This is a genomic window from Streptomyces sp. NPDC040589 (assembly GCF_055594445.1).
In genome coordinates this window covers 1084264-1107859 of sequence record NZ_JBVIWP010000003.1, presented here as the reverse complement: position 1 = coordinate 1107859, position 23596 = coordinate 1084264, and the positions used below count along the sequence as shown (strand labels likewise).

Below are 23596 nucleotides of genomic sequence, written 5' to 3'. Positions count from 1 at the left end.
CGCTTCGCCGCCCCACCCAGTTAATTTGCATCTCAGATGCAACTTTAAATACGGTGCGCGCAGTCGAGCACCGAGGAGCCCCGATGCTGTCCGAGCAGTCCGCCGCCACCGTCCGCGCCACACTCCCCGCCGTCGGCGGGGCCCTCGGCGCGATCACCGAGCGCTTCTACGCCGGCCTGTTCGCGGCCCGTCCCGAGCTGTTGCGGGACCTGTTCAACCGGGGCAACCAGGCCGCCGGCACCCAGCGGCAGGCGCTCGCCGGTTCCGTCGCCGCCTTCGCGACGCACCTGCTGGAGCATCCGGAGCGGCGGCCGGACGCGATGCTGCACCGCATCGCCCACAAACACGCCTCGCTCGGCGTCACGCCCGAGCAGTACGACCTCGTCCACGAGCACTTGTTCGCCGCCATCGCCGAGGTGCTCGGCGACGCCGTGACGCCCGAGGTCGCCGCCGCCTGGGACGAGGTCTACTGGCTGATGGCGAACGCCCTGATCGCCGTCGAGAAGCGGCTGCGCGAGGAGAGCGGCGGGCCCGGCTGGCGGAGCTGGGAGGTCGTCGAGCGCGTCACCGAGACCGCGGACGTCACCACCTTCCGGTTGCGGCCCGCCGACGGCTCTCCCGTGCGGGACTTCCGCGCGGGCCAGTACGTCTCCGTCCGCGTCGCCCTCCCGGACGGCGCCCGGCAGATACGGCAGTACAGCCTCTCCGGTGCGGCGGGACCACTCCGGCAGATCAGCGTGAAGCGCGTGCACGGGGACGGCGCCCCCGACGGCGAGGTCTCGAACCACCTGCACGCGCGCGTGCGCGAGGGCGACGTCCTGGAGCTGTCGGAGCCGTACGGCGACCTGGTCCTGGAGGCCGGCCCCGACACTCCGCTGCTGCTGGCCTCGGCGGGCATCGGCGTGACCCCGATGACCGCGATGCTGGCGCACCTCGCCGGCTCGGGACACCGCGCCCCGGTCACCGTCGTACACGGCGACCGCTCACCCGCCACCCACGCCCTGCGCACCGACCACGAGGCCTACGCGGCCAAGCTGCCGGACTCGGCCGTCCACCTCTGGTATGAGCAGGACGCCCCTGCGGGCACCCGCTCCGGGCTGGTCGATCTCACCGGCGTCCCGGTCGCGCCGGGCACGCGCGCGTACCTGTGCGGGCCGCTGCCGTTCATGCGGGCGGTACGGGCCCAGCTGATCGCGAAGGGCGTGGCCCCGGCCGGCATCCACTACGAGGTGTTCGGGCCGGACCTGTGGCTGGCGGGACGGTCGTAGGGGCGTCGTAGGGCCTGCCCGGCGCCGGCCTCTAGCTTCCCCGGGAGATGCCCAGCAGCAGCGCCCCGGTCGGCTCCGCCACGATGTCGCGGACGGTGACCGGGTCCAGCGAGGCGAAGAACGCCTCCTGGGCCCGGCGCAGGGCGCCGCGCAGCCGGCAGGCGGAGTTCAGGGGGCAGGGGGTGGCGCCCTCGCAGTCGACGACGTCGCCGTCCCCCTCGAAGGCGCGCACCACGGCGCCCACCGACGCCGTGCGGCCCTGCTCCGTCAGGGTGAGGCCGCCGCCGCGGCCGCGGCGGGCGTCGAGCAGCCCCATGTGCTGGAGCTCGGCGACGACCTTCGCCAGGTGCGTGTACGGCACGTCCATGCCGTCCGCGACCTCCCGGGTCGTCGGACTCGACTCGCCCGCGACGGCGAGCCGCATGAGAACCCGCAGGGCGAGGTCGGTGGAGCGCAGCAGCCGCATGCACGCAGCGTAGGTAATGGGAATCTGCGGTTCAAATTATCCGGAGGGGCGAGTGCGGAACGGACCCCCGAAGCTGTCGGGCACCTGTCGGTGCCGTATCGATTCAGCCCATTCCCTCCGCCGCTCTACGAGGCGCCCTGTTCCCCCCATTACGATCAGCTCACCCGACCGTCCCACCTTTCCCACGAAGGACACCTCATGGGCTCCGCCAACAAGAGCAGCACGGCACGCAAAGCGCGGATAGAGGAGATGCGGCGCGCCGAGCAGTCCCGTGAGCGTCGCAACCGGATCCTCGTCATCGCGGCCAGCGTGGTGGTCGTCTGCGGTCTCGTCGGCGGCGGCGTCGTGCTCGTGCGGTCCCAGTCCGGCGACGGTGGCAGTGACACCGCGGCGGCCGACTCCTCGGCCAAGGGGAAGTTCGTCACGGGCAAGGACGGCGTGAAGACCTGGGAGGGGAAGCTGTCCCGCAACCACGTCACCAAGGCCGTGAAGTACGCCTCCGAGCCGCCGGTCGGCGGCGACCACAACCAGGCCTGGATGAACTGCAACGGGGACGTCTACACCAAGCAGCTCGACAACACCAACGCCGTGCACTCGCTGGAGCACGGCGCGGTGTGGGTGACGTACAACGCCGACGCGAAGAAGGCCGACATCGACGCGCTCGCGGCGAAGGTGAAGAAGACGCCGTACACGCTGATGAGCCCGATGGACGACCAGAAGGACCCGATCATGCTGTCGGCGTGGGGCCACCAGCGCGCGGTGAAGGGCGCGAGCGACCCGGACGTCGACGCGTTCTTCGAGAAGTTCGTCCAGGGCGAGCAGACGCCCGAGCCGGGTGCCGCCTGCACCAACGGGCTGTCGCAGTGAGGCACGTCGGTCTGATCGCCGGGGCCGCCGTGACGGCGCTCGTCGCGGCCGGTGCGATCAGCTACGCCGTCGCCGGGGACGACGGCAGCAGCCGGACCCCCTCCGCCGAGTCCGCGGACGCCGGGTTCGCGCGGGACATGGCGGTGCACCACCAGCAGGCCGTGGAGATGTCGTACATCGTGCGCGACCGCACGAAGGACGAGGACGTGCGGCGCCTCGCGTACGACATCGCGCAGACGCAGGCCAACCAGCGCGGCATGATGATCGGCTGGCTCGATCTGTGGGGGCTGCCCAAGGTGTCCTCCGAACCGATGGCCTGGATGGACATGGGAGGCATGGCCTCCGGCAAGGACGGCGCCCTGATGCCGGGCATGGCGACCAACACCGAGCTGAAGAAGCTCGGCACGCTGAACGGCAGGCAGGCGGAGATCTTCTACCTCCAGCTGATGACGGAGCATCACAAGGGCGGCGTCCACATGGCCGAGGGCTGTGTGGAGAGGTGCACGGTCGGCGTCGAGAAGCGGCTCGCCCAGGGCATGGTGGAAGCGCAGCAGTCGGAGATCGGCCTGATGGCGGACATGCTGAAGGAGCGGGGCGCCGCGCCGCGCTCGTAGCGCACGGATCCCTTGGGGCGTAAGCCTCAAATCGCCCTGCCTTGCGGCGCCTTGGGCACTTCTTGGCCTGCGCAGGGCGCTTCTTGGGTTTCGCATTCCCCTGACATGAACGGTTCGTCGCGAGAGTGGCGACCGTCGAGTGATCACTCGCGACGAACCGCACAGGGGGTTCCATGAGATCCAACCGCGCCAAGGCGCGCGCCGGAGTGAGCATCGCGGCGACACTGCCGATGCTCGCCGGTGCGCTGGCGCTCGGCATACCCGCGGCGCACGCCGCCGACCACCCGCTCCGCGACCTGCTGGCCGGGACCCGGCCCGCGTGGGCCACGGCCAAGGCCGACAAGGGCGCCACCTCCGACGGCGCCCGGATGTCGGCCCGGGTGTATCTCCGAGGCCGCGACGCCGCCGGTCTCGCCGCCTACGCGAAGGCCGTGTCCGACCCGGCGTCGGCCTCGTACGGCAAGTATCTGACCGCCAAGAAGGCGCAGGCGCGCTTCGGCGCGACCAAGGCCCAGGTGGCGGCGGTGACGTCCTGGCTGACGGCTGCGGGCCTGAAGGTCACCGGGGTCACGCGGCACTACGTCTCCGTGACCGGTGACGTGGCCGCCGCCGAGAAGGCGTTCGGCACCCAGCTGCACGACTTCGCCAAGGGCGCGAAGACCTACCGGGCCCCGGCGGGCACCGCCTCCGTCCCGGCGGGCCTGGCCGACGCCGTGCTGACCGTCACCGGCCTGGACAACGCGCCGCACATGGTCACGCACGACGACCAGCTGCCGCCGCCGGACACCGTGTTCCGCAACGCCGGGCCGTTCTCCTCGTACTACGGCTCCAAGACGGCGAGCACGCTGCCGGACGCCTACGGCACGAAGATCCCGTACGCCGTCAAGGGCTACACGGGCAAGCAACTGCGGGCCGCCTACGGCGCGGGCGAGCGCACCGGCAAGGGCGTCCGGGTCGCCATCACCGACGCGTACGCCTCGCCGACCATCGCCTACGACGCCGGCACCTACGCCAAGCGCAACGGCGACGCGGCGTGGAAGACCGGCCAGCTGCACCAGGTGCTGCCCAAGCACTACACGAACACCAAGGACTGCTCGGCCTCCGGCTGGTACGGCGAGGAGACCCTGGACGTCGAGGCCGTGCACGCGGTCGCGCCCGCCGCGGACGTCACCTACGTGGGCGCCGCGTCCTGCACCGACGCCGACCTGCTCGACGCGCTCGGCAAGGTCGTCGACACCCACCTGGCCGACATCGTGTCCAACTCCTGGGGTGAGGTCGAGGCCGCGCAGACTCCCGACCTCGCGGCGGCCTACGACCAGGTCTTCCAGCTGGGCGCGGTCGAGGGCATCGGCTTCTACTTCTCCTCGGGCGACGACGGCGACGAGGTCGCGAGTTCCGGGACGAAGCAGGTCGACTCGCCGGCCAACTCGGCGTGGGTCACCGCCGTCGGCGGCACCTCACTGGCCGTCGGCAAGGGCGACCAGTACCTCTGGGAGACCGGCTGGGGCACCGAGAAGGCCAATCTGTCGGCCGACGGCAAGAGCTGGACGGACTTCCCCGGCGCCTTCACCTCCGGCGCGGGCGGCGGCACCAGCAAGACGGTGGCGGAGCCCGGCTACCAGCAGGGCGTCGTACCGGACGCGCTGGCCAAGGCCGAGAACGCGGCCGGCAACCGTGTCGTCCCCGACATCGCGGCGATCGCCGACCCCAACACCGGCTTCCTGGTCGGCCAGACGCAGACCCAGCCGGACGGGAAGACGCAGGCGTACAGCGAGTACCGCATCGGCGGCACCTCGCTCGCCGCGCCGACCGTCGCGGCCGTCCAGGCCCTGGCCCAGGAGGCCCGGGGCGGCGAGCCGATCGGCTTCGCCAACCCGGCGATCTACGCCAAGGCCGGCTCGAAGGTCTACCACGACATCACCGACAACCCGACGGGCTCCGGCCTCGCCGTGGCCCGCGTCGACTTCGTGAACGGCTACGACGCCGCGGACGGTCTGGCCACGTCCGTGCGCAGCCTGGGCAAGGACAGCTCGCTCGCGGCCGTGAAGGGCTACGACGACGTCACCGGCGTGGGCACGCCCGCGAGCGGCTACGTCGAGTCGTACCGGCGTCGCTGATCTCCGACAGTGGACGGGTGGTGTGGGGTCACTCACACCACCCCATTGCGTCGCTCTGACGATTACACTGGGCCCGTGCCTCAACTACGTCTCGCCCTGAACCAGATCGATTCGAGCGTCGGCGACCTCGCCGGGAACACCGAGTCGATCGTCCGCTGGACCCGGCACTCCGCCGAGCAGGGAGCGCATCTCGTGGCGTTCCCCGAGATGGTGCTGACCGGGTATCCCGTCGAGGACCTGGCCCTCAGGTCGTCCTTCGTGGAGGCCTCCCGGGCGGCGCTGCGCGCTCTGGCCACCCGCCTGGCCGACGAGGGCTTCGGGGAGCTGCCGGTGATCGTCGGCTATCTCGACCGCAGCGCGACCGCCCAGCCGAAGTACGGCCAGCCGGCCGGCGCGCCGCAGAACGCGGGGGCGGTGCTGTACGGCGGCGAGGTGGTCCTGAACTACGCCAAGCACCACCTGCCGAACTACGGCGTCTTCGACGAGTTCCGCTACTTCGTGCCCGGCGACAGCATGCCGGTGCTGCGGGTCCACGGCGTGGATGTCGCCCTGGCCATCTGCGAGGACCTCTGGCAGGACGGCGGCCGCGTCCCGGCCGCGCGCTCGGCGCGGGCGGGCCTGCTGGTCTCGATCAACGCGTCCCCCTACGAGCGCAACAAGGACGACACGCGTCTGGAGCTGGTCCGCAAGCGCGCCCAGGAGGCCGGCTGCACGACCGCGTACCTGGCCATGATCGGCGGCCAGGACGAGCTGGTGTTCGACGGCGACTCGATCGTCGTCGACAAGGACGGCGAGGTCGTGGCGCGGGCGCCGCAGTTCGACGAGGGCTGCGTGGTCCTGGACCTGGACCTGCCGGCGGCGTCGGCGGACGCGCCCACCGGTGTCGTCGACGACGGCCTGCGGATCGACCGGGTGGTCCTGTCGGAGGAGCCGCTGGCTCCCTACGAGCGGGAACTGCCCGGTGGCTACGCGGACCGCCTGGACGACGACGAGGAGGTCTACTCGGCGCTGGTCGTGGGCCTGCGGGCGTACGTCGCGAAGAACGGCTTCAAGTCGGTCCTGATCGGCATGTCGGGCGGCATCGACTCGGCGCTGGTCGCGGCGATCGCCTGCGACGCGGTGGGCGCGCAGAACGTGTACGGCGTGTCGATGCCGTCGAAGTACTCCTCGGAGCACTCCAAGGACGACGCGGCGGAGATGGCCCACCGCACGGGCCTGAACTTCCGGACCGTGGCCATCGAGCCGATGTTCGACGCGTACATGGGTTCGCTGGGCCTGACGGGCCTGGCGGAGGAGAACCTCCAGTCACGCCTGCGCGGCACGCTCCTCATGGCCATCTCCAACCAGGAGGGCCACATCGTCCTGGCCCCCGGCAACAAGTCGGAACTGGCGGTCGGCTACTCGACGCTCTACGGCGACTCCGTCGGGGCGTACGGCCCCATCAAGGACGTGTACAAGACGTCGATCTTCCGCCTGGCCGAGTGGCGCAACAGGGCCGCCCGGGAGCGCGGCCAGACCCCGCCGATCCCCGAGAACTCCATCACCAAGCCGCCGAGCGCGGAACTCCGCCCGGGCCAGGTCGACACGGACTCGCTCCCCGACTACCCGGTGCTGGACGCGATCCTCGATCTGTACGTCGACCACGACAAGGGCGCGGACGAGATCGTGGCGGCCGGCTTCGACCGGGAGCTGGTCACGAAGACGCTGCGCATGGTCGACACGGCGGAGTACAAGCGGCGCCAGTACCCGCCGGGCACGAAGATCTCGGCGAAGGGCTTCGGGAAGGACCGACGGCTGCCGATCACGAACGGGTGGCGGGAGTCGGTCTGACCTGGTGGGGGTCCGGTTTCACAGCGCGGACTCCCCCAGCTCAGCCGAAGATGAGCCCGACGTCCTTGTCCAGACAGAGTTTCATGACGACGATCAGTTGGCGGGTGTCATCGATGCGCCGCTGGAGGACCGGGTCGCTGCCCCCGTGTTGCCGCTGGTCGATGATCGCTTCCAGTCGGGGCGGCATGGCAGCGCATTGAGCGGGCGTGAGGTCGGGCCCGTCGTCGTCGGGATGGTCGAGCAGCGGTGCCGGCGTCGTGGAGACGCTGCTCCACGGACGGTCTCCGCCGAAGCCGTGCATCTCCGCGAGGGTGAATCCCTCGGCCTGGGCCAGCCACTCCCTGCACATGCTGAAGCCGGTGCAGGACCGGGAAATGTCCGGACCGGCCACGTCGCCGTCCCCAGGTCAGAGCATGAGCCCCATCTGTCCTCCTTGACTGCCCGGCCTTTCGCGCGGCCGCGTCGGTCGGACAGCGTCTCGTCTCCGAGCCCGATACGCCGCCGCCTTGACGCGATTGCCGCACTCCTCCATCCCGCACCAAGCGCGCCGCGCACCCCGTGAGCGGTCGAGGTAGACGCGGGTGCAGGCAGGGCGGCCGCACTCCTTGAGGCAGGCGTGGGGGTCGGCCAGCAAAGTGATGCCGCTTCGGGCCAGTTGGGACAGTGCCGCGGGGAGGTTCCCCGATACGCGCAGGCCCCGGTCGCTGAGTTCGAGCGCGCAGGCCGGCCCGGCAGCCGTGCCATTGACGATGTCGAGACTGCCGGGGTCGAAGGGGCGCTCGAGCACGCGGTCGAGGGCCAGTCGGTAGAGCGCTTCTCGCAGGGAGAGTGCCGACTCGAAGGTCGTCGCGTCGGCCGACACCCGGTCCGGGAGCCCGGCACACGCGGCCACCCACCGCTCCAGATCTGCGGGCGCTGACAGGAGGTCGACGGGCTCGTCTCGGCGGGACAGCACGGTGCCGGTCAGGTCGAGGGCCGGGTCGCCGCTCACGAAGGTGAAATCCACGTCACCATCTTGACCGGTGACGAGGCAGGTGGGCAATATCGTCACCTGCTGAAGTGGTGACGACCGAGCCGAGGGCGGGAGAACGCATGGGCGAGATCCGTGGCGTCGAGGCCGTCGTCTTCGACGTCCTCGGAACGCTCGTCGATGAGTCCAGCGGGCTTCGAGCGGCGATTCGCGAAGCAACTCCCGCGTCCGACGAGGCGGCTGTCGGCGACCTGGTCGCCCTGTGGCAGCAGCACGGTGAGCTGGAGGGGCGACGCATCCAGCAGGGGCACCGCCCCTACGCCAACACCGAGGTCATCGACGCGGAGGCCGCCCGGCGCGTCGCCGAGCAGGCCGGGATCGACGATCCGGCGGTCATCGAGCGGCTGGCCACGGCGGGGCAGCGCCTGCCCCCGTGGGGCGACTCCGTCGCCGGTCTCGGGAGGCTCGCGCGGCGGTTTCCCGTGATCGGGCTCTCCGACGCCAGTCGCACCGCCCTGCTGCGGCTCAACGCGCATGCGGGGCTGCGCTGGCATCAGGCCCTGTCCGCCGAGGCCGTACTCGCCTGCAAACCGGCGCCGGAGGTCTACCGGCTCGCCGTCGAGACCGCCGGATGCCCACCGGAACGCGTCCTCATGGTGGCCGCCCACGCCTGGGACCTGCGCGGAGCGCGGGCGGTGGGCCTGCGGACCGCCTACGTCCATCGACCGGTCGGGGATCCGCCGACGAGCTCCGACGACTTCGACGGACGGTTCGACGGACTCGATCAACTGGTCGGCGCGCTGACAGCGGGTCAGGTGGCGTCAGGCTCACCCTGACCATCAGCACCAGCCGGGTCGAGACCAGCCCGGACGGGCATCACGCGTGCGGGCCGCCGAGCCAGTCGACGAGAGCGCGAGACACACGCGACGGCGTTTCGACAGGGGCAAGATGCCCGACCTCGCCCAGCAGGGTCACGGGGGGACTTCCGGGGAGCAGGTCTCGCAGGCGAGCTGCCTGGTCGACAGGAAGCCAGGGGTCCTGCTCACCCCAGCCGATCGTCACCGGGCAGCGCACCTGCCGCAGGCGTTCCGCGACCGGGCGAGTGTGTTCAGGCCGGAGCGCGGCGATCTGACGGTAGAACGCCGGCTGACCCGACGCCCCCAACCACGGCTGAGTCAATGCGTCCACCCAACCGGCTGTCATCTGGTGACGTGCCGCGCCGGCGATGTACTCCCTGACCAGGGCCGTGTGGAGCGCGGCCGGGAGTTCCGCGAACACGTCGGCGTGGTCGGCGACCAGACGGAAGAACGGCGACCCCCAGGGATCGAGTGTCAGCGCGTCCCAGAGAAACAGACTCGCGTACTCACTGCCGTGAAGCAGGTGAGACCCGAGTGCCACGGCTCCTCCGATGTCGTGTGCGACGACGTAGGGCCTGTCCGAGCCCCAGTACGTGAGCAGCTGAGCGAACCGTGACATCTGGGAGGCGAGATCGACCGGCACTGCCGGATCCTTCGGCGATCGGCCGTAACCAGGCATGTCCCACAGGAACACCCGATGACCGCTGCTCAGGTGCCGTGCGGCGTCCGCCCACACCTGTGACGACCACGGCGTGCCGTGGCAGAACACCACGTCCCCCAGCGGAGCCCGCCCCTCGGGAGCCAGTACGTAGGTCGCGACGCTTGTCCCGTCGACGGTGACGTGGACGGGATCCGGCAGCTGCACATCACTCGTGTTCATACGGTGAAGCTAGAACCTCAGGTCGACCTGAGGTCAAGGGGGGACAATGGCCTCATGAAGATCGGAGAGGTCGCTCACCGTCTTGGAGTGGCGGTGCATGTGCTGAGGCACTGGGACGACGTGGGCGTCGTCGTGCCCGACCGCACACCATCGGGCCTGCGCGACTACAGCGAGGAGCATCTCCACCGCTTGCGGGTCCTGCGGGCATGCCAGGGCGTCGGCATGAGCCTGCCGGAGATCCGGCAGGTCCTGCACCGAGGTGAACCCGAGCGGCAGGGCGCGATCGAGCGGCAACTCCACCGGATCCGGACGCAGCGAGCGCAACTCGAGGATGCCGAACGCTTCCTCGTGCACGTGATCAACTGCGAGCACGATCTGCTCACCAGATGCGATGCGTGCACGAGCTACGCCGAAAGCGTCCCCCTGCACGAGAACGAGCACGCGACGCCGTCAACAACGCCCTGACAGTTCACGGACACACAGAGCGGCAGCCCGTGGGACCAACCCCACGGACTGCCGCCCGAGTCACAGCACCGGCGTACCGGCAACCGTCAGTAGTGCACCGCCTCCGCCTCCTGCGGGACATGGCTCGCCACGATCCGCTCGCGTCCGGCGGTCGGCGCCCTGCGCCGGTCCACCGTGTAGGCCAGCGCCGCCACGGCCAGGCCCAGGACGGCCAGGGCCGCGCCGGCCAGGGCCGGGGAGGTGACCCCGAAGCCCGCGGCCAGGGCGAGGCCGCCGATCCAGGCGCCGCCCGCGTTGGCCAGGTTGAAGGCGGCCTGGTTGGCGGAGGAGGCCAGGGACGGGGCCGACGAGGCCTTCTCCATGACCATCAGCTGGAGCGGGGAGCCGGTGGCGAAGGCCGCCATGCCGAGCAGGATCACGGCCACGGCCGCGGTCAGCTCCGTACGCATCAGCAGCGGGAAGAGCGCCAGCACCACCACGAGGGAGGCCAGGCCGCCGAACAGCGTGCCCCGCAGGGAGTGGTCGGCCAGGCGGCCGCCGAGCAGGTTGCCGGCGGTCGCGCCCACGCCGAACAGCGCCAGCAGCAGGGTCACGCTGGCACCGGCGTAGCCGGCGGCGTCCGTGAGCATCGGCGTGATGTAGCTGTACGCCGAGAAGAGGGCGCCGAAGCCGGCGACCGTCGTGCCGAGCGACAGCCAGACCGGGAGGGAGCGCAGAGCGGCGAGTTCGCCGCGCAGGCCCTGTGCGGTGGTGTGCTCGTGGTCGTGCGGGATCAGGAACGCGAGCGCGGCGATCGCCGCCAGGCCGATGGCGCTGACGCCGAGGAAGGTCGCCCTCCAGCCGAGGTTCTGGCCCATGAGGGTCGCCACGGGCACGCCCGCGACGTTCGCGACCGTCAGGCCGAGGAACATCAGGGAGACCGAGCGCGCCTTGCGCTCGGGCGCGACCATGTTCGTCGCGACGACGGCGCCCACACCGAAGAAGGCGCCGTGCGGCAGGCCGCTCAGGAAGCGGGCCGCCAGCAGCCAGCCGTTGTCGGGCGCGAGGGCCGACAGGGCGTTGCCCGCGACGAACAGCCCCATCAGGCTGATCAGGACCGTGCGGCGGGACATCCGGGCGGTGACCGCGGCCAGCAGTGGGGCGCCGATGACGACGCCCAGCGCGTACGCCGACACCAGATGGCCGGCGCTGGGTATCGAGATGTGCAGGTCGTCCGCGACATCGGGCAGCAGCCCCATCATCACGAACTCGGTGGTACCGATGCCGAAGGCGCCCACGGCGAGGGCGAGCAGGGCCAGGGGCATGAGGAAGCCTTTCGAGTCTTGCTGGGGGATCCGTACTTTGTATGTTCAAGTACGGAACAAAGTCTCTCAGGCCTGCTATTCCGCCTACGGCCGCACTCAGCCGTCTGTGGCGACCTTCACACGAGCGGCGATCGGCAGATGGTCACTGCCCGTCTCCGGGAGGGTCCAGGAGCTCTCCGGCTTCAGACCCCTGACCATGATCTGGTCGATGCGGGCCATGGGGAACGACGCCGGCCAGCTGAACCCGAAGCCGTTGCCGGCCGCGCCCTGCGTGGAGCGCATCTGGGAGGTGACGGCGTTGAGCGCGCGGTCGTTCATGGTGCCGTTCAGGTCGCCGAGCAGCACGACGTTCCTCAGCGGCTCGTGGGAGATGGCCTCGCCCAGGAACTCCGCGCTCCGGTCGCGCTGCCGGGCCGTGAAGCCGGCCTCCATCTTGACGCGTACCGACGGCAGGTGGGCGACGTAGACCGCGACCTGCCCGGACGGGGCGGTCACGGTGGCGCGCATCGCCCGGGTCCAGCCCATGTCGAGGTCGACGGCCCGTACGCCGGTCAGCGGGTACTTGCTCCACACCCCGACCGTGCCCTCCACCGCGTGGTAGCGGTAGGTCGACGCCAGCGCCTTCTCGTACGTCGGGACGGCGGACGCCGTCAGTTCCTCCAGGGCCAGCACGTCCGCGCCGGAGGCGGCCACGTCACGAGCGGTGCCGGACGGGTCCGGGTTCTCGGCGTTGACGTTGTGCGTGGCCACGGTGAGGTCGCCGCCGGTGGCGGTCTTGTCGCTGAGCTGGCCGCCGAAGAGGTTCAGCCAGACCAGCGACGGCAGCAGCAGCGCGATCAGCGCGGTCGCCGACCTGCGGACCACGGCGAGCACGAGCAGCACCGGGACGAACAGCCCCAGCCAGGGCAGGAACGTCTCGATGAGGCTGCCCAGGTTGCCGATGGTGTTGGGGATGTGCGAGTGCACCAGCATGACCACGGCCAGCAGCACCGCGCAGAGGGCCACGAACAGACCGCGCCGCCACATCCTCGGGTCGCCCCGTCGGCCGCCCGCCATACGGTCGAACAGGCGCCGAAGCCGGTTTCCCCGGCGCTCGGGCCCCGAGCCGCCGTTGTCCGTCTCCGTCATGTACGCCTGCTGCGCCATACCGTCGCCTCACTGCCTGCCGTGCACACCATCGCCCCCGTGTCATTACGACCCTAGGGGATGATCCGTTCCGTTCCCGCCGTCCGTCGACGGCCGTACGGGGGCGAGGACGAACGAGTCCGCGCGGCGAGTTCCGGTCACCGCCTGTGAAAGCGCCCTCTGTGACGAAACGCGCACACTAGGACGACCGCGAGCCGGAACTGACGGACGGTGAGCCATCAGGACGCACGCCGGGGCGCAGCCCTTCGAGCAGTGTGTCGACGACCTGTTCGGCGAGGCCCTCCGGCAGGTCGGCGTCCGGGTGCAGGACGGCGCGCAGCAGCAGGGGGCCGACGAACAGGTCGTTGAGCAGGTCGAGGTCGACGTCCGTGCGCAGTTCGCCGTTCTCCTGGCCGCGGCGCAGCACCTCCAGGCCGAGCCGGCGGCGCGGTGCGACGACGATGGAGTGGTACGCCGCCCAGATCTTCGGGCTGCTCTTCATCTGGGCGTGCGCGTTGTGCAGGATCGCCGAGGAGCGGCTGGCCACGCCGCGCCGCCGTACCTGCTCCAGCAGGACCACGAGGTCGTCACGCATGGAGGTGCCGGGCAGCGGCGGGTCGGGGGGTTCGGCGGCGCGCAGGACGTCGACGAAGAGTTCCTCCTTGCCGCTCCAGCGGCGGTAGATGGTGGCCTTGCCGACGCCGGCGGTGCGGGCGACGCGTTCGATGGACAGCTCCGCGAGGGGCACGCCCTCCTCCAGGAGCCTCATCACGCCCTCGATGATGGCGCGTTCGACGGCCTCGCTTCTGGGGCGGCCCCTCGGGGGGCCGTCGTTCGGGGGGTGCCGTTCGGCGAGGCTCACGTCGCTCCGTCCTTTGCTGGCTGGTGAGATGCATTGTCGCGCAGGTCACGACCGCGTGTCCGACAACTCCTTCTCCTCCTCCCCCTGCTGGGGCGCCGGGGGCTTCCCGGGCAGGAACAGCGCCACGACGACCGTGCCGACGAGGGCGACGCCCGCGCCCCACAGGGCGGTGATGTGCATCGCGTGCAGGAACGCGTCGTAGGCGGGGGTGACGAGGGCCTTGCCCTCGGGGCCGAGCTTCGCCGCGACGCCGAGCGTGGCCTCGATGGACTCGCCGGCGCTGTGGCGTACGGCGGGTGGCAGCGCGCCGAGCTTGTCCTCGACGCCGGTGCGGTACGCCGTGGACAGCACCGAGCCGAGGACGGCGATGCCGAGGGCGCCGCCGACCTGCCGGAAGGTGTTGCTGAGCGCGGAGGCCGAGCCGGCCTTCTCGCGGGGCAGGGCCTGCATGATGACGACGCTGACCGGGGTCATGATGTGCGCCATGCCGGTGCCCATGAGGAAGAAGATGACCTCCAGGATCCAGATGGGCGTGTCCGCGTCCAGGGTGGCGAAGGCGGCCAGCATCGCGGCGATGACCAGCATTCCGGCGGTCGTGGTGGCCTTGTTGCCGAAGCGGTCGACCAGCAGCCGGGCCCGTGGCGCGAAGATCATCTGGGCGGCGGCCAGCGGCAGCATCAGCAGGCCGGTCTGCAGCGGCGAGTAGCCGCGCACGCTCTGCGTGTAGAAGACCGAGAAGAAGGTCACGCCCATCAGTGCGAAGAACACCAGCGCGATGGCGGCGATGGCGGACGAGAAGACCTTGTTCTTGAAGTACGTGACGTCGATGGACGGGTGGTCGCTGCGCTTCTCGAACACCACGAAGGCGACGAGGACGGCGAGACCGGCGCCGATCGTCGACAGCACGGTGGCGTCGGTGAAGTCGGCGAGCTGGCCGCCCTTGATGATGCCGTAGACGAGCAGGACCAGGCCGACGACGGAGAGCACGACGCCGACGGGGTCGACACGGCCCGGCTTCGGGTCGCGGGAGTCGGGCACCAGCCACAGCATCAGCGCGAGGGCGAGCAGCACGATCGGCACGTTGATGAGGAAGACCGAGCCCCACCAGAAGTGGTCGAGGAGCACGCCGCCGGTGATGGGTCCGATGGCGATGGCGAGGCCGACGCCGCCGGCCCAGATGCCGATGGCCTTCGGCTGCTCCTCGCGCTCGAAGACGTTCATGAGGACGGCGAGGGTGGCGGGCATGACGAACGCGGCACCCAGGCCCATCACGGCCCGGAAGGCGATCAGCTCCCCCGGCGAGCCGGAGAACGCGGCGAGCGCGGAGCCGATGCCGAACACGGCGAGGCCGCCGAGCAGCACCTTCTTGCGGCCCAGCCGGTCGCCGAGCAGCCCGGCGGTGAACAGCAGGCCCGCGAAGACGAGGGTGTAGGCGTTGATCGCCCACTCCAGCTCGCTCTGCGTGGCCCCCAGGCCGGTCGGGGCCGGGGTGGAGATCGTCTTGATGGCGACGTTCAGGATCGAGTTGTCGAGGACGACGATCAGCAGGCTCAGCATCAGCGCACCGAGGATCGCCCAGCGGCGCCGGTGCACCGCTTCCGGTATCCGGGGGCCGGTGGGGGCGGCGCGGTCGGCAGGAGTAGTCATGCCGACGAGCGTAGAACCATTTCGATACGAGACCGTCTCGTATTGGAATACCTTTACCGAGCTCTTACGCGCGCTGTGCCTTGGGGCGCCGACGGAACTCACAGGGGCTCCCCTAGCCCTGACTGACACGAGGTGCCACCATGGACGTGGTCCGGGGACGCCGTCAGGGCGCCTCGAGATGACGTGTGAGGAGCCGTGCAATGACGCAGCTTTCGGCTGCCCAGAGCGCCAAGACGCTGTACGGGGGCAAGGGCACCCGCCGTATCACCGTGCGCGACATCGCCGCCGCCAAGGAGCGGGGCGAGAAGTGGCCCATGCTCACCGCCTACGACGCGATGACCGCGTCCGTCTTCGACGAGGCCGGCATCCCGGTCATGCTCGTCGGCGACTCGGCGGGCAACTGCCACCTGGGGTACGAGTCGACCGTACCCGTCACCCTCGACGAGATGACCATGCTGTCGGCGGCGGTCGTACGGGGCACCTCGCGCGCCCTGATCGTCGGCGACCTGCCCTTCGGCTCCTACCAGGAGGGTCCCGTGCAGGCGCTGCGCTCGGCGACCCGGCTGGTGAAGGAGGCGGGCGTGCAGGCCGTGAAGCTGGAAGGGGGCGAGCGGTCGCACGAGCAGATCCGGCTGCTCGTCGACTCCGGCATCCCGGTCATGGCGCACATCGGCCTGACCCCGCAGTCCGTCAACGCGATGGGCTACCGCGTGCAGGGGCGGGGCGAGGAGGCGGCCCAGCAGTTGCTGCGGGACGCGAAGGCCGTGCAGGACGCGGGCGCGTTCGCGGTGGTGCTGGAGCTGGTCCCGGCGGAGCTGGCGGCCGAGGTGACGCGGGTGCTGCAGATTCCGACGGTGGGGATCGGAGCCGGCCCCGAGACCGACGCGCAGGTGCTGGTGTGGACCGACATGCTGGGTCTGACCGGCGGGCGCGTCCCCAAGTTCGTGAAGCAGTACGCCGACCTGCGTGAGGTCATGAGCGGTGCGGCGAAGGCGTTCGCCGAGGACGTCGTCGGCGGAACGTTCCCGCAGGAGGAGCACTCCGTCCACTAGAGCCACAGCGGTACCACGGACAGCCCGTCGATCTTCCCCCAGTCGACGGGCTGTCCCCTTGCCGGGGCACCGTCGGCCGGCTGTAGGCGGCTTGTCGGTGGTTTGTCGGTGGGCACTGAGACTGTCTGTCTCATGACGCGAATCGACACACAAGCCGGCGGCGCCGCGGTCACCGTGCGGGGGCTGGTGAAGCACTACGGCGAGACCAAGGCACTGGACGGGGTCGACCTGGACGTGCGGGAGGGCACCGTCATGGGGGTGCTCGGCCCGAACGGGGCCGGCAAGACGACCCTGGTGCGGATCCTGTCCACGCTGCTCGCTCCCGACACGGGCCGGGCCACCGTCGTCGGCTACGACGTCGTACGCCAGCCCCGGCAGCTGCGCCGGGTCATCGGGCTCACCGGGCAGTACGCCTCCGTGGACGAGAAGCTCTCGGGCTGGGAGAACCTGTACATGATCGGGCGGCTGCTCGACCTGCCCCGCAAGAGCTCCCGGGCCCGGGCCGACGAACTGCTGGAGCGCTTCTCGCTCACCGAGGCCGCCAAGCGGCCCGCGGCGACGTACTCCGGAGGCATGCGGCGGCGGCTGGACCTGGCCGCGTCGATGATCGGCCGGCCGGCCGTGCTCTTCCTTGACGAGCCGACCACCGGGCTCGACCCGCGCACCCGCAACGAGGTGTGGGACGAGGTCAAGCGCATGGTCGGCGACGGCGTCACCGTGCTGCTCACCACCCAGTACATGGAGGAGGCCGAGCAGCTCGCCACCGAGCTGACGGTCGTCGACCGCGGACAGGTCATCGCGGGCGGTGCCATCGAGGAGCTGAAGGCGAAGGTCGGCGGCCGTGCGCTGCGGATACGCCCGGCCGATCCGGTGCACCTGCGGCCCCTCGCCGCCGCGCTGGACGAGCTCGGGATCACCGGGCTCGCCACCACGACCGTGGACACCGACCGGGGCGACGTCCTCGTGCCGATCCTCAGCGACGAGCAGCTCACCGCCGTGGTCGGCGCGGTCACCTCGCGTGGCATCACGCTCTCCTCCATCACCACCGAACTGCCCAGCCTGGACGAGGTGTTCCTGTCCCTCACCGGCCACCGCGCCAGTGCGCCGCAGGACACCACGCCCGCCGACGACCGTCAGGAGGTCGCCGTATGAGCGCCGCCACCGCAACCGTCCACACAGCCGAGGCGGACGCCCGTATCTCGCCGCGCGCCCACCTGCGCCACACCGGGGCCCTGATACGCCGCAATCTGCTGTGGATCCGCAAGGACCCGGAGTCGATGGCCGACGCGCTGCTGATGCCGGTCATCTTCACCCTGCTGTTCGTGTTCGTGTTCGGCGGCTCGATCGGGCAGGCGCTGGGCGGCGGGCAGGACCAGTACGTGCAGTACGTGATCCCCGGCATGATCGCGATGATGAGCATGACGCTGTCCCAGGGCGTCGGCACCGGCTTCAGCCAGGACTTCAACTCCGGTGTCATGGACCGCTTCCGGTCCCTGCCGATCGGCCGCGGCTCGGTGCTCTTCGCGAAGATCTCGGTGGAGCTGCTGCGGATGCTGTTCGCGACCGCCGTGCTGATGATCGTCGCCGTCGCGGTCGGGTTCGAGATCACCAACTGGGCCGGTCTGTTCGCGACCGTGGCCCTGTCCACCGCGTTCGCCTCGTCGATCATGTGGGTGTTCCTCACCCTGGGCGTGATCATGAAGAACGCGCAGTCCGTGCAGGCGATGGGCTTCCTGGTGCTGTTCCCGCTCCAGTTCGGCTCGTCGATCTTCGCGCCGACGACCTCGATGCCGGGCTGGCTGCAGGCCTTCACCGACTACAACCCGCTGTCCACGCTGGCGGACGCCGCGCGCGGTCTGATGGTCGGCGGGCCGGTCGCGCACGACCTGTGGGTGACGCTCGGCTGGTCGGTGGCGATCACTGCGGTGGTGGCTCCGATCGCGATCCACAAGTTCCGTACGAAGAGCTGAGCGGACGGTCCCGGCTCGCGTCAGACCAGGGCGGTGGCCTCCTCGACGGAGAGGCCGCCGCCTTCCGCGTACGCGGTCTCGTACGCCCGGTCGCCGAGTACCGCCCGGGCGCGCCGTTCCGCCTGCCCGTGCGCCTCGCGCTCCTGCCGCGCCGCGACGTGGCCGGGCGGCAGCAGGGCGGCGGCGGCGCCGAGGCAGCGGGCCGCGTCCCGGGCGCGGTGCCCGCCGTCGAGGGCGGCCAGGGATCCGGCCGCGATGGCCAGGTACACCGAGCGCATATGGGGTGCGATGGCCGTGGAGAGCGGGTCGCCGGCCCGTTCCAGCGCCTTGCGGATCCGGTCCAGGCACTCCTCGTGGCGCTCCTCCAGGGAGTCCAGCCAGGCCTCCGCGCCGAGGATGAACGCGTCGAAGACGATGAACTTGGCGATACGGAAGTCCTGGCGCAGCCGCCGCAGGTGCTCGCGTGCCTCGGGTGCCCGGCCGGTCATGCCGAGCCAACCGGCCAGGAACAGACGGGCGGCGGGCATGGCCTCGCTGTGCGTGTCCTCGCGCTCGGCGATCACCTCGCGCAGCAGCCGCTCGCCGCGCTCACCCTCGCCGGCCTCCAGCAGGGCGCTGCCCAGCCGGGCGCCGAGGACGGCCGCCTGGGCACGGGCGCCGACGCCTTCCGCGTGCCCGATGGCCTCCTCGTAGTCGGCGGCGGCCAGGGTGTAGTCGCCCTTGCGCTCATGGGCCTCGGCGCGCGCGGAGAGGGCCTCGGCGGTGCCCCAGGCGTCGCCGAGGCTCCGGTAGATCTCCAGCGACTCGTCGGCGTCCCGGGCGGCGTCGCCCGCCCAGTCGGTGCGGTTGGCGAGGAAGTTGGCCCGCATCTGGAGGCCGGACGCCAGCTCCCACTCCAAGCCGGGCGTCTCCCGGCAGGTGCGGACGGACGCGTCCATGATGACGCGCAGCCGGTCCATGTCGCCGGTCAGCATCACGGCGAAGAACCAGAGCAGGCCGGGGAGCCGGCAGGTCTGCGGGAGGCCGGGCTCGTAGGTCTCGGCGATGGTCCGCAGCTTCCGCTGGGCCCGCGGGGTCTGCCAGGCGTCCAGTTCGGTGTCCATGCAGGCGAGATGGGCCAGATGGATCCCGCGCCGGGCCTCCTGGAGGACCTCGCCGGTCATCGGGGGCGGTGCGTCGGTGCAGCGCTGCCAGACCGGAGCGGCGCGGCGGACGGGCTCGGTGAAGGGGTCGGGCCCGAGGGCCATGACCTCGCGGCACCAGGTGCGGGCCTCGATGCGCAGGTCGCGCATCTGCCAGTACCAGACGAGGGACAGCGCCAGGCAGAGCGCCTCCTGCTCGTCGCGCAGGGCGACGGCGTGGCGCAGGGCGGTGCGCAGGTTCTCGTACTCCCGCTCCAGCCGGTGGATGGCGGCGAGCTGGCCGGGTCCGTGCAGCAACGGGTCCGTGGCGCGGGCGAGTTCGCGGAAGTGCGTCAGGTGGGCGCGCTCGGCCTCGGCGCGCTGTCCGGCCTCGTCCAGCCGCTCGGCGGCGTACTCGGCGACGGTCTCCAGCAGCCGGTAGCGCATCTCGCCGTCGGCCGACTCGCGGGGCGGGGCGGCCACGACCAGGGACCGGTCGACGAGCGAGCCGAGCGCCTCCAGGGCGACCGGCCCGCACACCGCCTCGGCGGCGGGGAGGTCGCAGCCGCCCGCGAACACCGACAGCCGCCGCAGGACGTCCCGTTCGTCCTCGTCGAGGAGGTCCCAGGACCAGTCGACGACGGCTCTGAGGGTCTGCTGGCGGGGCAGGACGGTACGACTGCCGGAGGTGAGCAGGCGGAAGCGGTCGTCGAGCCGGTCGGCGATCTGGCGGGGCGTGAGCATCCGCAGCCGGGCGGCGGCGAGTTCGATGGCCAGGGGCAGGCCGTCGAGACGCCGGCAGATCTCGGCGCACGCCTCGGGGTCGTCCTGGACGCGGAAGCCGGGCCGGGCCGCCGCGCCCCGGTCGGCGAACAGCCGCAGCGCGACCGGCTCGGGCAGCGGTTCCACAGGCCGCAGCAACTCCCCCGGTACGCCCAGGGGTTCGCGGCTGGTGGCGAGAACGGTGAGCCCCGGGCAGCGCTCCAGCAGTTCCTCGGTGAGCCGGGCGGCGGCGTCGGCGACGTGCTCGCAGTTGTCGAGGATCAGCAGCATGCCGGGGCGGGAGCAGTGCTCGGCGAGCCGCTCGACGGGGTCGTCGAGCCGGTCGGCCACGGCGGCCCGGATGCCCTCGGCACCGGCACCGTACAGCACGGTCTCGCGGGCGCCGACGGCGGTGAGTACGGCTTCCGGGACGGCGGCGGGGTCGTCGACCGGGGCGAGTTCGGCCAGCCAGACGCCGCCGGACATGGCGGGCCGTACGGTCTCGGCGGCCTCCTGCGACAGCCGTGTCTTGCCGGCCCCGCCGGGCCCGAGCAGCGTGACCAGCCGGGCGGTGGTGAGATCGCCGCGGATGGTCTCGATGTCGCTCTCGCGACCGATGAAGGAGGTCAGCCGGGCCCGCAGGTTGCCGACGGGCCGAGGCTCGGCGGCAGGCTCGGCTACGGGCCTGTCCCGCCTGTCCCCCGGGCTCAGCAACTCCGCGTGCAGGGAGCGCAGTTCCGGCCCCGGGTCGGCCCCCAGCCGGTCGGCGAGCAGCCGCCGGACCTCCTCGTAGGCGTCCAGGGCCCCCGCCGTGCGGCCGGCGTCGCGCAGGGCGCGCAGGCGCAGGGCCTGGAGGGGTTCGTCCAGAGGGTGGCTGTCGCACAGGGCGGTCAGCTCCGGCAGGGACTGCTCGGCCTGGCCGAGGGCGAGGGCGGCGGTGTGGCGGGCGCGCAGGACGTCCAGGCGGCGGGTGTCCCGGCGGGCCGCCTCGGCGGTGCGGTCGGGCAGGTCGGCGAGGGCCGGGCCGCGCCACAGGGCGAGGGCGTCGTCGAGGATCACGGCGGCCTTGGCGGCGTCATCGTCGGCCAGGGCCCGCAGTCCCTCGCCGGCCAGCCGCTCGAACCGGTGCAGGTCGACGTCGTCGGGCGCGGCCGTGAGCCGGTACCCGCCCTCGGCGGAGGCGACCGCGTCCGCCCCGAGCGCCCGCCGCAACCGCCCGACCAGCGCCTGCAGCGCCGCCGGCCCGTCGGCGGGCGGGGCACCGTCCCACACCTCGTCGACGAGCAGCCCCACGGGCACGGTACGGCCGGCCCGCAGAGCGAGCACGGTCAGCAACGCACGCAGCCGCGCCCCGCCCACCGAAACGACCGTGCCGTCGGTGCGGAGCGCCTGCGTGGTGCCGAGGATGCGGTAGCGCACGGGGTCCATTGTCTCCGGTGGTGCGGGAGACGGTTACGGAATTACGGCGGCGTGCCTTGGGTGGCCAGGCCGGAAGGCTCCATGTCTCGCCGTCGCCACGAAGAGCGCGGGCTGCCTGCGCCCGCCGACGTGTATCGGCGGAACAAGTCCGGCAAGGACTTCGTGTGGTATCCCCGCACGCTCAAGGGAATCCTCACGTCCCCCACCCTGCTGGGCTGGAAGACGCGCAGCGAGGATGTCCCCGGCAAGGCGTACAAGAAGCGAGTCTTGGTGCACGACCAGGACGGCCGTCCCGTCCGCGTAGCCGACGCGGTGCTGGACCAGGGAGTCTTCGACCGCCTTCAGGATGCCCTGGCCCGCTCCGCCTCGCCGGTAGCCCAACGGTCCGCGACGCCCAGGACACCGCTCCTCGGCGTGATCAAATGCGGCGGGTGCGGCAAGAACCTTCAGCTTCACACATCCAGGAAACGGCGCAAGGACGGGACGTACCGGGTGACCGAGAAGATCCGTTGCCTGTCCCGGATCGGCTCCCCGGCGTGCCCCGGTTACGTGTTTCTGCCCGACGAGGAGATCGTCACCCCCATCCGGAGAATGCTGGTCCAGGCAGTCGGAAACGTCGTCGTCGCTCACCGCGTATACGTCCAGCGCTCCGAAGCGAGGGACGAGTCGAATCCGTCACACGACGTCGATGAGGATCACTGGCGATTCGCACCTCTCGGTACCACGTTCGCGGAGCGATGGCAGAGCATGGGAACCTCCGAATTCGGCGAGGATCTGGTCCGCGCCGGCATCACCGTCCGATGCCACCCGCGAGAAGGCGGCGGCCATGTTCCGAAGATCCCCGAGGACTTCCGGGAACGCCTTGCGAAGTTCCTGAGGTAGACGAGCCCCTACGGCGGCCGGGACCCGCACTCTCCGCGCCTCGCCGCTCTGGGAAACTCGCACTGCACGTTCGCCATCACCCACCAGGAGCCCACCCATGACCACCGCCTCTCGCACACGCGATCAGCGGATCAGCCCCGTTTTCCTAGGAATCACCGCTGTTACCGCGGTCACCGGGTGGGCGGTGTGGACGGACTTCGCCGCGTCTCCGGGGCTCGCTGTCTTCCTCTTCGTGACCTCGGCCTGGGTAGTTTCACTATGTCTCCACGAGTACGCGCACGCTCGTACCGCATTGCACTCGGGCGACATCACCGTAGGAGACAAGGGCTACTTGAGCCTCAATCCCCTCGCTTACACGCATGCGCTGCTCAGCATCGTGCTGCCGGTGATCTTCGTGATCATGGGTGGGATCGGCCTGCCCGGTGGCGCGGTGTTCATCGAGCGGGGGCGGATCCAGGGGCGCTGGCGGCACAGTCTGATCTCGGCGGCGGGTCCGCTGACGAACGTGCTGTTCGCGATCGTGTGCACCGCCCCGTTCTGGCTGGACGCCCTGGACGGCGTGCCGACCGACTTCCGGTTCGCCCTGGCCTTCCTCGCCCTGCTCCAGGTGACGGCAGCGTTGCTGAACTTCCTGCCGGTGCCGGGCCTGGACGGCTACGGCGTCATCGAGCCGTGGCTGTCGTACAAGATCCGGCGCCAGGTGGAGCCGTTCGCGCCGTTCGGCCTGCTGTTCGTGTTCGCGCTGCTGTGGCTGCCCGCGGTGAACGGCGTGTTCTTCGACGTGATCGACACGATCCTGAAGTCGCTCCAGATCAGCGACATGGAGACGTACTGCGGTCAGGAGCTGTACCGCTTCTGGCAGGGCGGCAGCGAGTTCTGCTCGGTCAGCCCGTGACCGACTTCTTCTGCGCCCTGGCGCGCTTGAGGTAGTACCAGGTCATGTTCGACGACAGTCCGGCGAGCAGCACCCAGACGATCCCCAGCCAGCTGCCCTCCACGAAGGAGACCACGGCCGCCGCCACGGCGAGGACGCAGACGATCAGGGCGTAAACAGCAAGGCGGGGCATTTCGGTCGACTCCTGTCGGGGGACACTGCTACGACGACCAGTGTCCCCCAT

22 protein-coding genes are annotated in these 23596 nt (G+C 71.0%); 12 read left to right on the top strand and 10 right to left on the bottom strand.

All coding sequences use genetic code 11. The annotated features are described in order from the left end of the window. The first annotated feature begins 83 nt into the window (after positions 1-83). Positions 84-1268 carry a globin domain-containing protein gene (locus tag ACZ58V_RS17440; protein WP_468190719.1) on the top strand — a complete coding sequence of 395 codons (1185 nt, stop codon included), beginning with the start codon at positions 84-86 and terminating at the stop codon, positions 1266-1268. 31 nt (positions 1269-1299) lie between these two features. Here the strand turns inward: ACZ58V_RS17440 and ACZ58V_RS17435 are convergent, their stop codons facing one another. After that, positions 1300-1734: an RrF2 family transcriptional regulator gene (locus tag ACZ58V_RS17435; RefSeq protein WP_471290649.1), complete on the bottom strand. Its 435-nt coding sequence runs from the start codon at positions 1732-1734 to the stop codon at positions 1300-1302. 198 nt (positions 1735-1932) lie between these two features. On the opposite strand from ACZ58V_RS17435, the gene ACZ58V_RS17430 reads away from it, so the two are divergent. The 4 genes from ACZ58V_RS17430 (at position 1933) to ACZ58V_RS17415 (ending at position 7162) form a co-directional block, all read left to right on the top strand. Next, a complete protein-coding gene (locus tag ACZ58V_RS17430) occupies positions 1933-2601 on the top strand; it encodes a DUF3105 domain-containing protein (RefSeq protein ID WP_468190723.1) in 669 nt (222 codons plus the stop codon). Continuing rightward, on the top strand, positions 2598-3215 hold the full coding sequence (locus ACZ58V_RS17425) for a DUF305 domain-containing protein (RefSeq protein ID WP_471290648.1): 618 nt from the start codon (positions 2598-2600) through the stop codon (positions 3213-3215). The genes ACZ58V_RS17430 and ACZ58V_RS17425 overlap by 4 nt, the downstream gene beginning before the upstream one ends. Before the next feature lie 173 nt (positions 3216-3388). After that, positions 3389-5332 carry a S53 family peptidase gene (locus tag ACZ58V_RS17420; protein WP_471290647.1) on the top strand — a complete coding sequence of 648 codons (1944 nt, stop codon included), beginning with the start codon at positions 3389-3391 and terminating at the stop codon, positions 5330-5332. A 75-nt stretch (positions 5333-5407) separates the two neighbouring features. Next, a complete protein-coding gene (locus ACZ58V_RS17415) occupies positions 5408-7162 on the top strand; it encodes an NAD+ synthase (protein ID WP_471290646.1) in 1755 nt (584 codons plus the stop codon). A gap of 40 nt (positions 7163-7202) precedes the next feature. Here the strand turns inward: ACZ58V_RS17415 and ACZ58V_RS17410 are convergent, their stop codons facing one another. Both ACZ58V_RS17410 and ACZ58V_RS17405 read right to left on the bottom strand, forming a co-directional pair. After that, positions 7203-7553 carry a hypothetical protein gene (locus tag ACZ58V_RS17410; RefSeq protein WP_471290645.1) on the bottom strand — a complete coding sequence of 117 codons (351 nt, stop codon included), beginning with the start codon at positions 7551-7553 and terminating at the stop codon, positions 7203-7205. Positions 7554-7568: 15 nt separating this feature from the next. Then, positions 7569-8168 (bottom strand): CGNR zinc finger domain-containing protein, encoded by a 600-nt coding sequence (locus ACZ58V_RS17405; RefSeq protein ID WP_471290644.1) that lies wholly within the window; start codon positions 8166-8168, stop codon positions 7569-7571. An 86-nt stretch (positions 8169-8254) separates the two neighbouring features. On the opposite strand from ACZ58V_RS17405, the gene ACZ58V_RS17400 reads away from it, so the two are divergent. Continuing rightward, entirely contained in the window at positions 8255-8968 is a 714-nt protein-coding gene (locus ACZ58V_RS17400) for a haloacid dehalogenase type II (RefSeq protein WP_471290643.1), read from the top strand. A gap of 40 nt (positions 8969-9008) precedes the next feature. Here the strand turns inward: ACZ58V_RS17400 and ACZ58V_RS17395 are convergent, their stop codons facing one another. Continuing rightward, positions 9009-9854 carry an alpha/beta fold hydrolase gene (locus ACZ58V_RS17395; protein WP_471290642.1) on the bottom strand — a complete coding sequence of 282 codons (846 nt, stop codon included), beginning with the start codon at positions 9852-9854 and terminating at the stop codon, positions 9009-9011. A gap of 69 nt (positions 9855-9923) precedes the next feature. Between ACZ58V_RS17395 and ACZ58V_RS17390 the strand changes: the two genes are divergently transcribed. Continuing rightward, positions 9924-10334 (top strand): helix-turn-helix domain-containing protein, encoded by a 411-nt coding sequence (locus tag ACZ58V_RS17390; RefSeq protein ID WP_468190739.1) that lies wholly within the window; start codon positions 9924-9926, stop codon positions 10332-10334. An 86-nt stretch (positions 10335-10420) separates the two neighbouring features. Here the strand turns inward: ACZ58V_RS17390 and ACZ58V_RS17385 are convergent, their stop codons facing one another. The 4 genes from ACZ58V_RS17385 to ACZ58V_RS17370 all read right to left on the bottom strand — a co-directional run bounded on the left by ACZ58V_RS17385 (position 10421) and on the right by ACZ58V_RS17370 (position 15272). Then, complete coding sequence (locus ACZ58V_RS17385) at positions 10421-11638, bottom strand: MFS transporter (protein WP_471290641.1); 1218 nt, start codon at positions 11636-11638, stop codon at positions 10421-10423. A 96-nt stretch (positions 11639-11734) separates the two neighbouring features. Continuing rightward, positions 11735-12694, bottom strand: coding sequence for an endonuclease/exonuclease/phosphatase family protein (locus ACZ58V_RS17380; RefSeq protein WP_468191736.1), 960 nt, complete (start codon positions 12692-12694; stop codon positions 11735-11737). A 268-nt stretch (positions 12695-12962) separates the two neighbouring features. Then, the gene (locus ACZ58V_RS17375) at positions 12963-13625 is read right to left on the bottom strand and encodes a TetR/AcrR family transcriptional regulator (protein WP_468190743.1); all 663 of its coding nucleotides are present in this window, start codon (positions 13623-13625) and stop codon (positions 12963-12965) included. 45 nt (positions 13626-13670) lie between these two features. After that, positions 13671-15272 (bottom strand): MFS transporter, encoded by a 1602-nt coding sequence (locus tag ACZ58V_RS17370; RefSeq protein ID WP_471290640.1) that lies wholly within the window; start codon positions 15270-15272, stop codon positions 13671-13673. Between the two features lie 200 nt (positions 15273-15472). On the opposite strand from ACZ58V_RS17370, the gene panB reads away from it, so the two are divergent. The 3 genes from panB to ACZ58V_RS17355 all read left to right on the top strand — a co-directional run bounded on the left by panB (position 15473) and on the right by ACZ58V_RS17355 (position 18294). Then, entirely contained in the window at positions 15473-16324 is an 852-nt protein-coding gene (gene panB / locus ACZ58V_RS17365) for a 3-methyl-2-oxobutanoate hydroxymethyltransferase (RefSeq protein ID WP_432959704.1), read from the top strand. 132 nt (positions 16325-16456) lie between these two features. Next, on the top strand, positions 16457-17476 hold the full coding sequence (locus tag ACZ58V_RS17360) for an ATP-binding cassette domain-containing protein (protein WP_184596212.1): 1020 nt from the start codon (positions 16457-16459) through the stop codon (positions 17474-17476). After that, a complete protein-coding gene (locus tag ACZ58V_RS17355) occupies positions 17473-18294 on the top strand; it encodes an ABC transporter permease (RefSeq protein ID WP_471290639.1) in 822 nt (273 codons plus the stop codon). The genes ACZ58V_RS17360 and ACZ58V_RS17355 overlap by 4 nt, the downstream gene beginning before the upstream one ends. Before the next feature lie 20 nt (positions 18295-18314). Here the strand turns inward: ACZ58V_RS17355 and ACZ58V_RS17350 are convergent, their stop codons facing one another. Continuing rightward, the gene (locus ACZ58V_RS17350; protein WP_471290638.1) at positions 18315-21605 is read right to left on the bottom strand and encodes an AfsR/SARP family transcriptional regulator; all 3291 of its coding nucleotides are present in this window, start codon (positions 21603-21605) and stop codon (positions 18315-18317) included. Between the two features lie 72 nt (positions 21606-21677). Between ACZ58V_RS17350 and ACZ58V_RS17345 the strand changes: the two genes are divergently transcribed. Together ACZ58V_RS17345 and ACZ58V_RS17340 are read left to right on the top strand one after the other, a co-directional pair. Then, the gene (locus ACZ58V_RS17345; RefSeq protein WP_471290637.1) at positions 21678-22478 is read left to right on the top strand and encodes a recombinase family protein; all 801 of its coding nucleotides are present in this window, start codon (positions 21678-21680) and stop codon (positions 22476-22478) included. A 97-nt stretch (positions 22479-22575) separates the two neighbouring features. Continuing rightward, positions 22576-23373: a site-2 protease family protein gene (locus ACZ58V_RS17340; protein ID WP_471290636.1), complete on the top strand. Its 798-nt coding sequence runs from the start codon at positions 22576-22578 to the stop codon at positions 23371-23373. On the opposite strand, the gene ACZ58V_RS17335 is transcribed toward ACZ58V_RS17340, so the two are convergent. Further along, on the bottom strand, positions 23363-23596 hold the full coding sequence (locus tag ACZ58V_RS17335; RefSeq protein ID WP_468190754.1) for a hypothetical protein: 234 nt from the start codon (positions 23594-23596) through the stop codon (positions 23363-23365). The two genes, ACZ58V_RS17340 and ACZ58V_RS17335, sit on opposite strands and share 11 nt — an antisense overlap.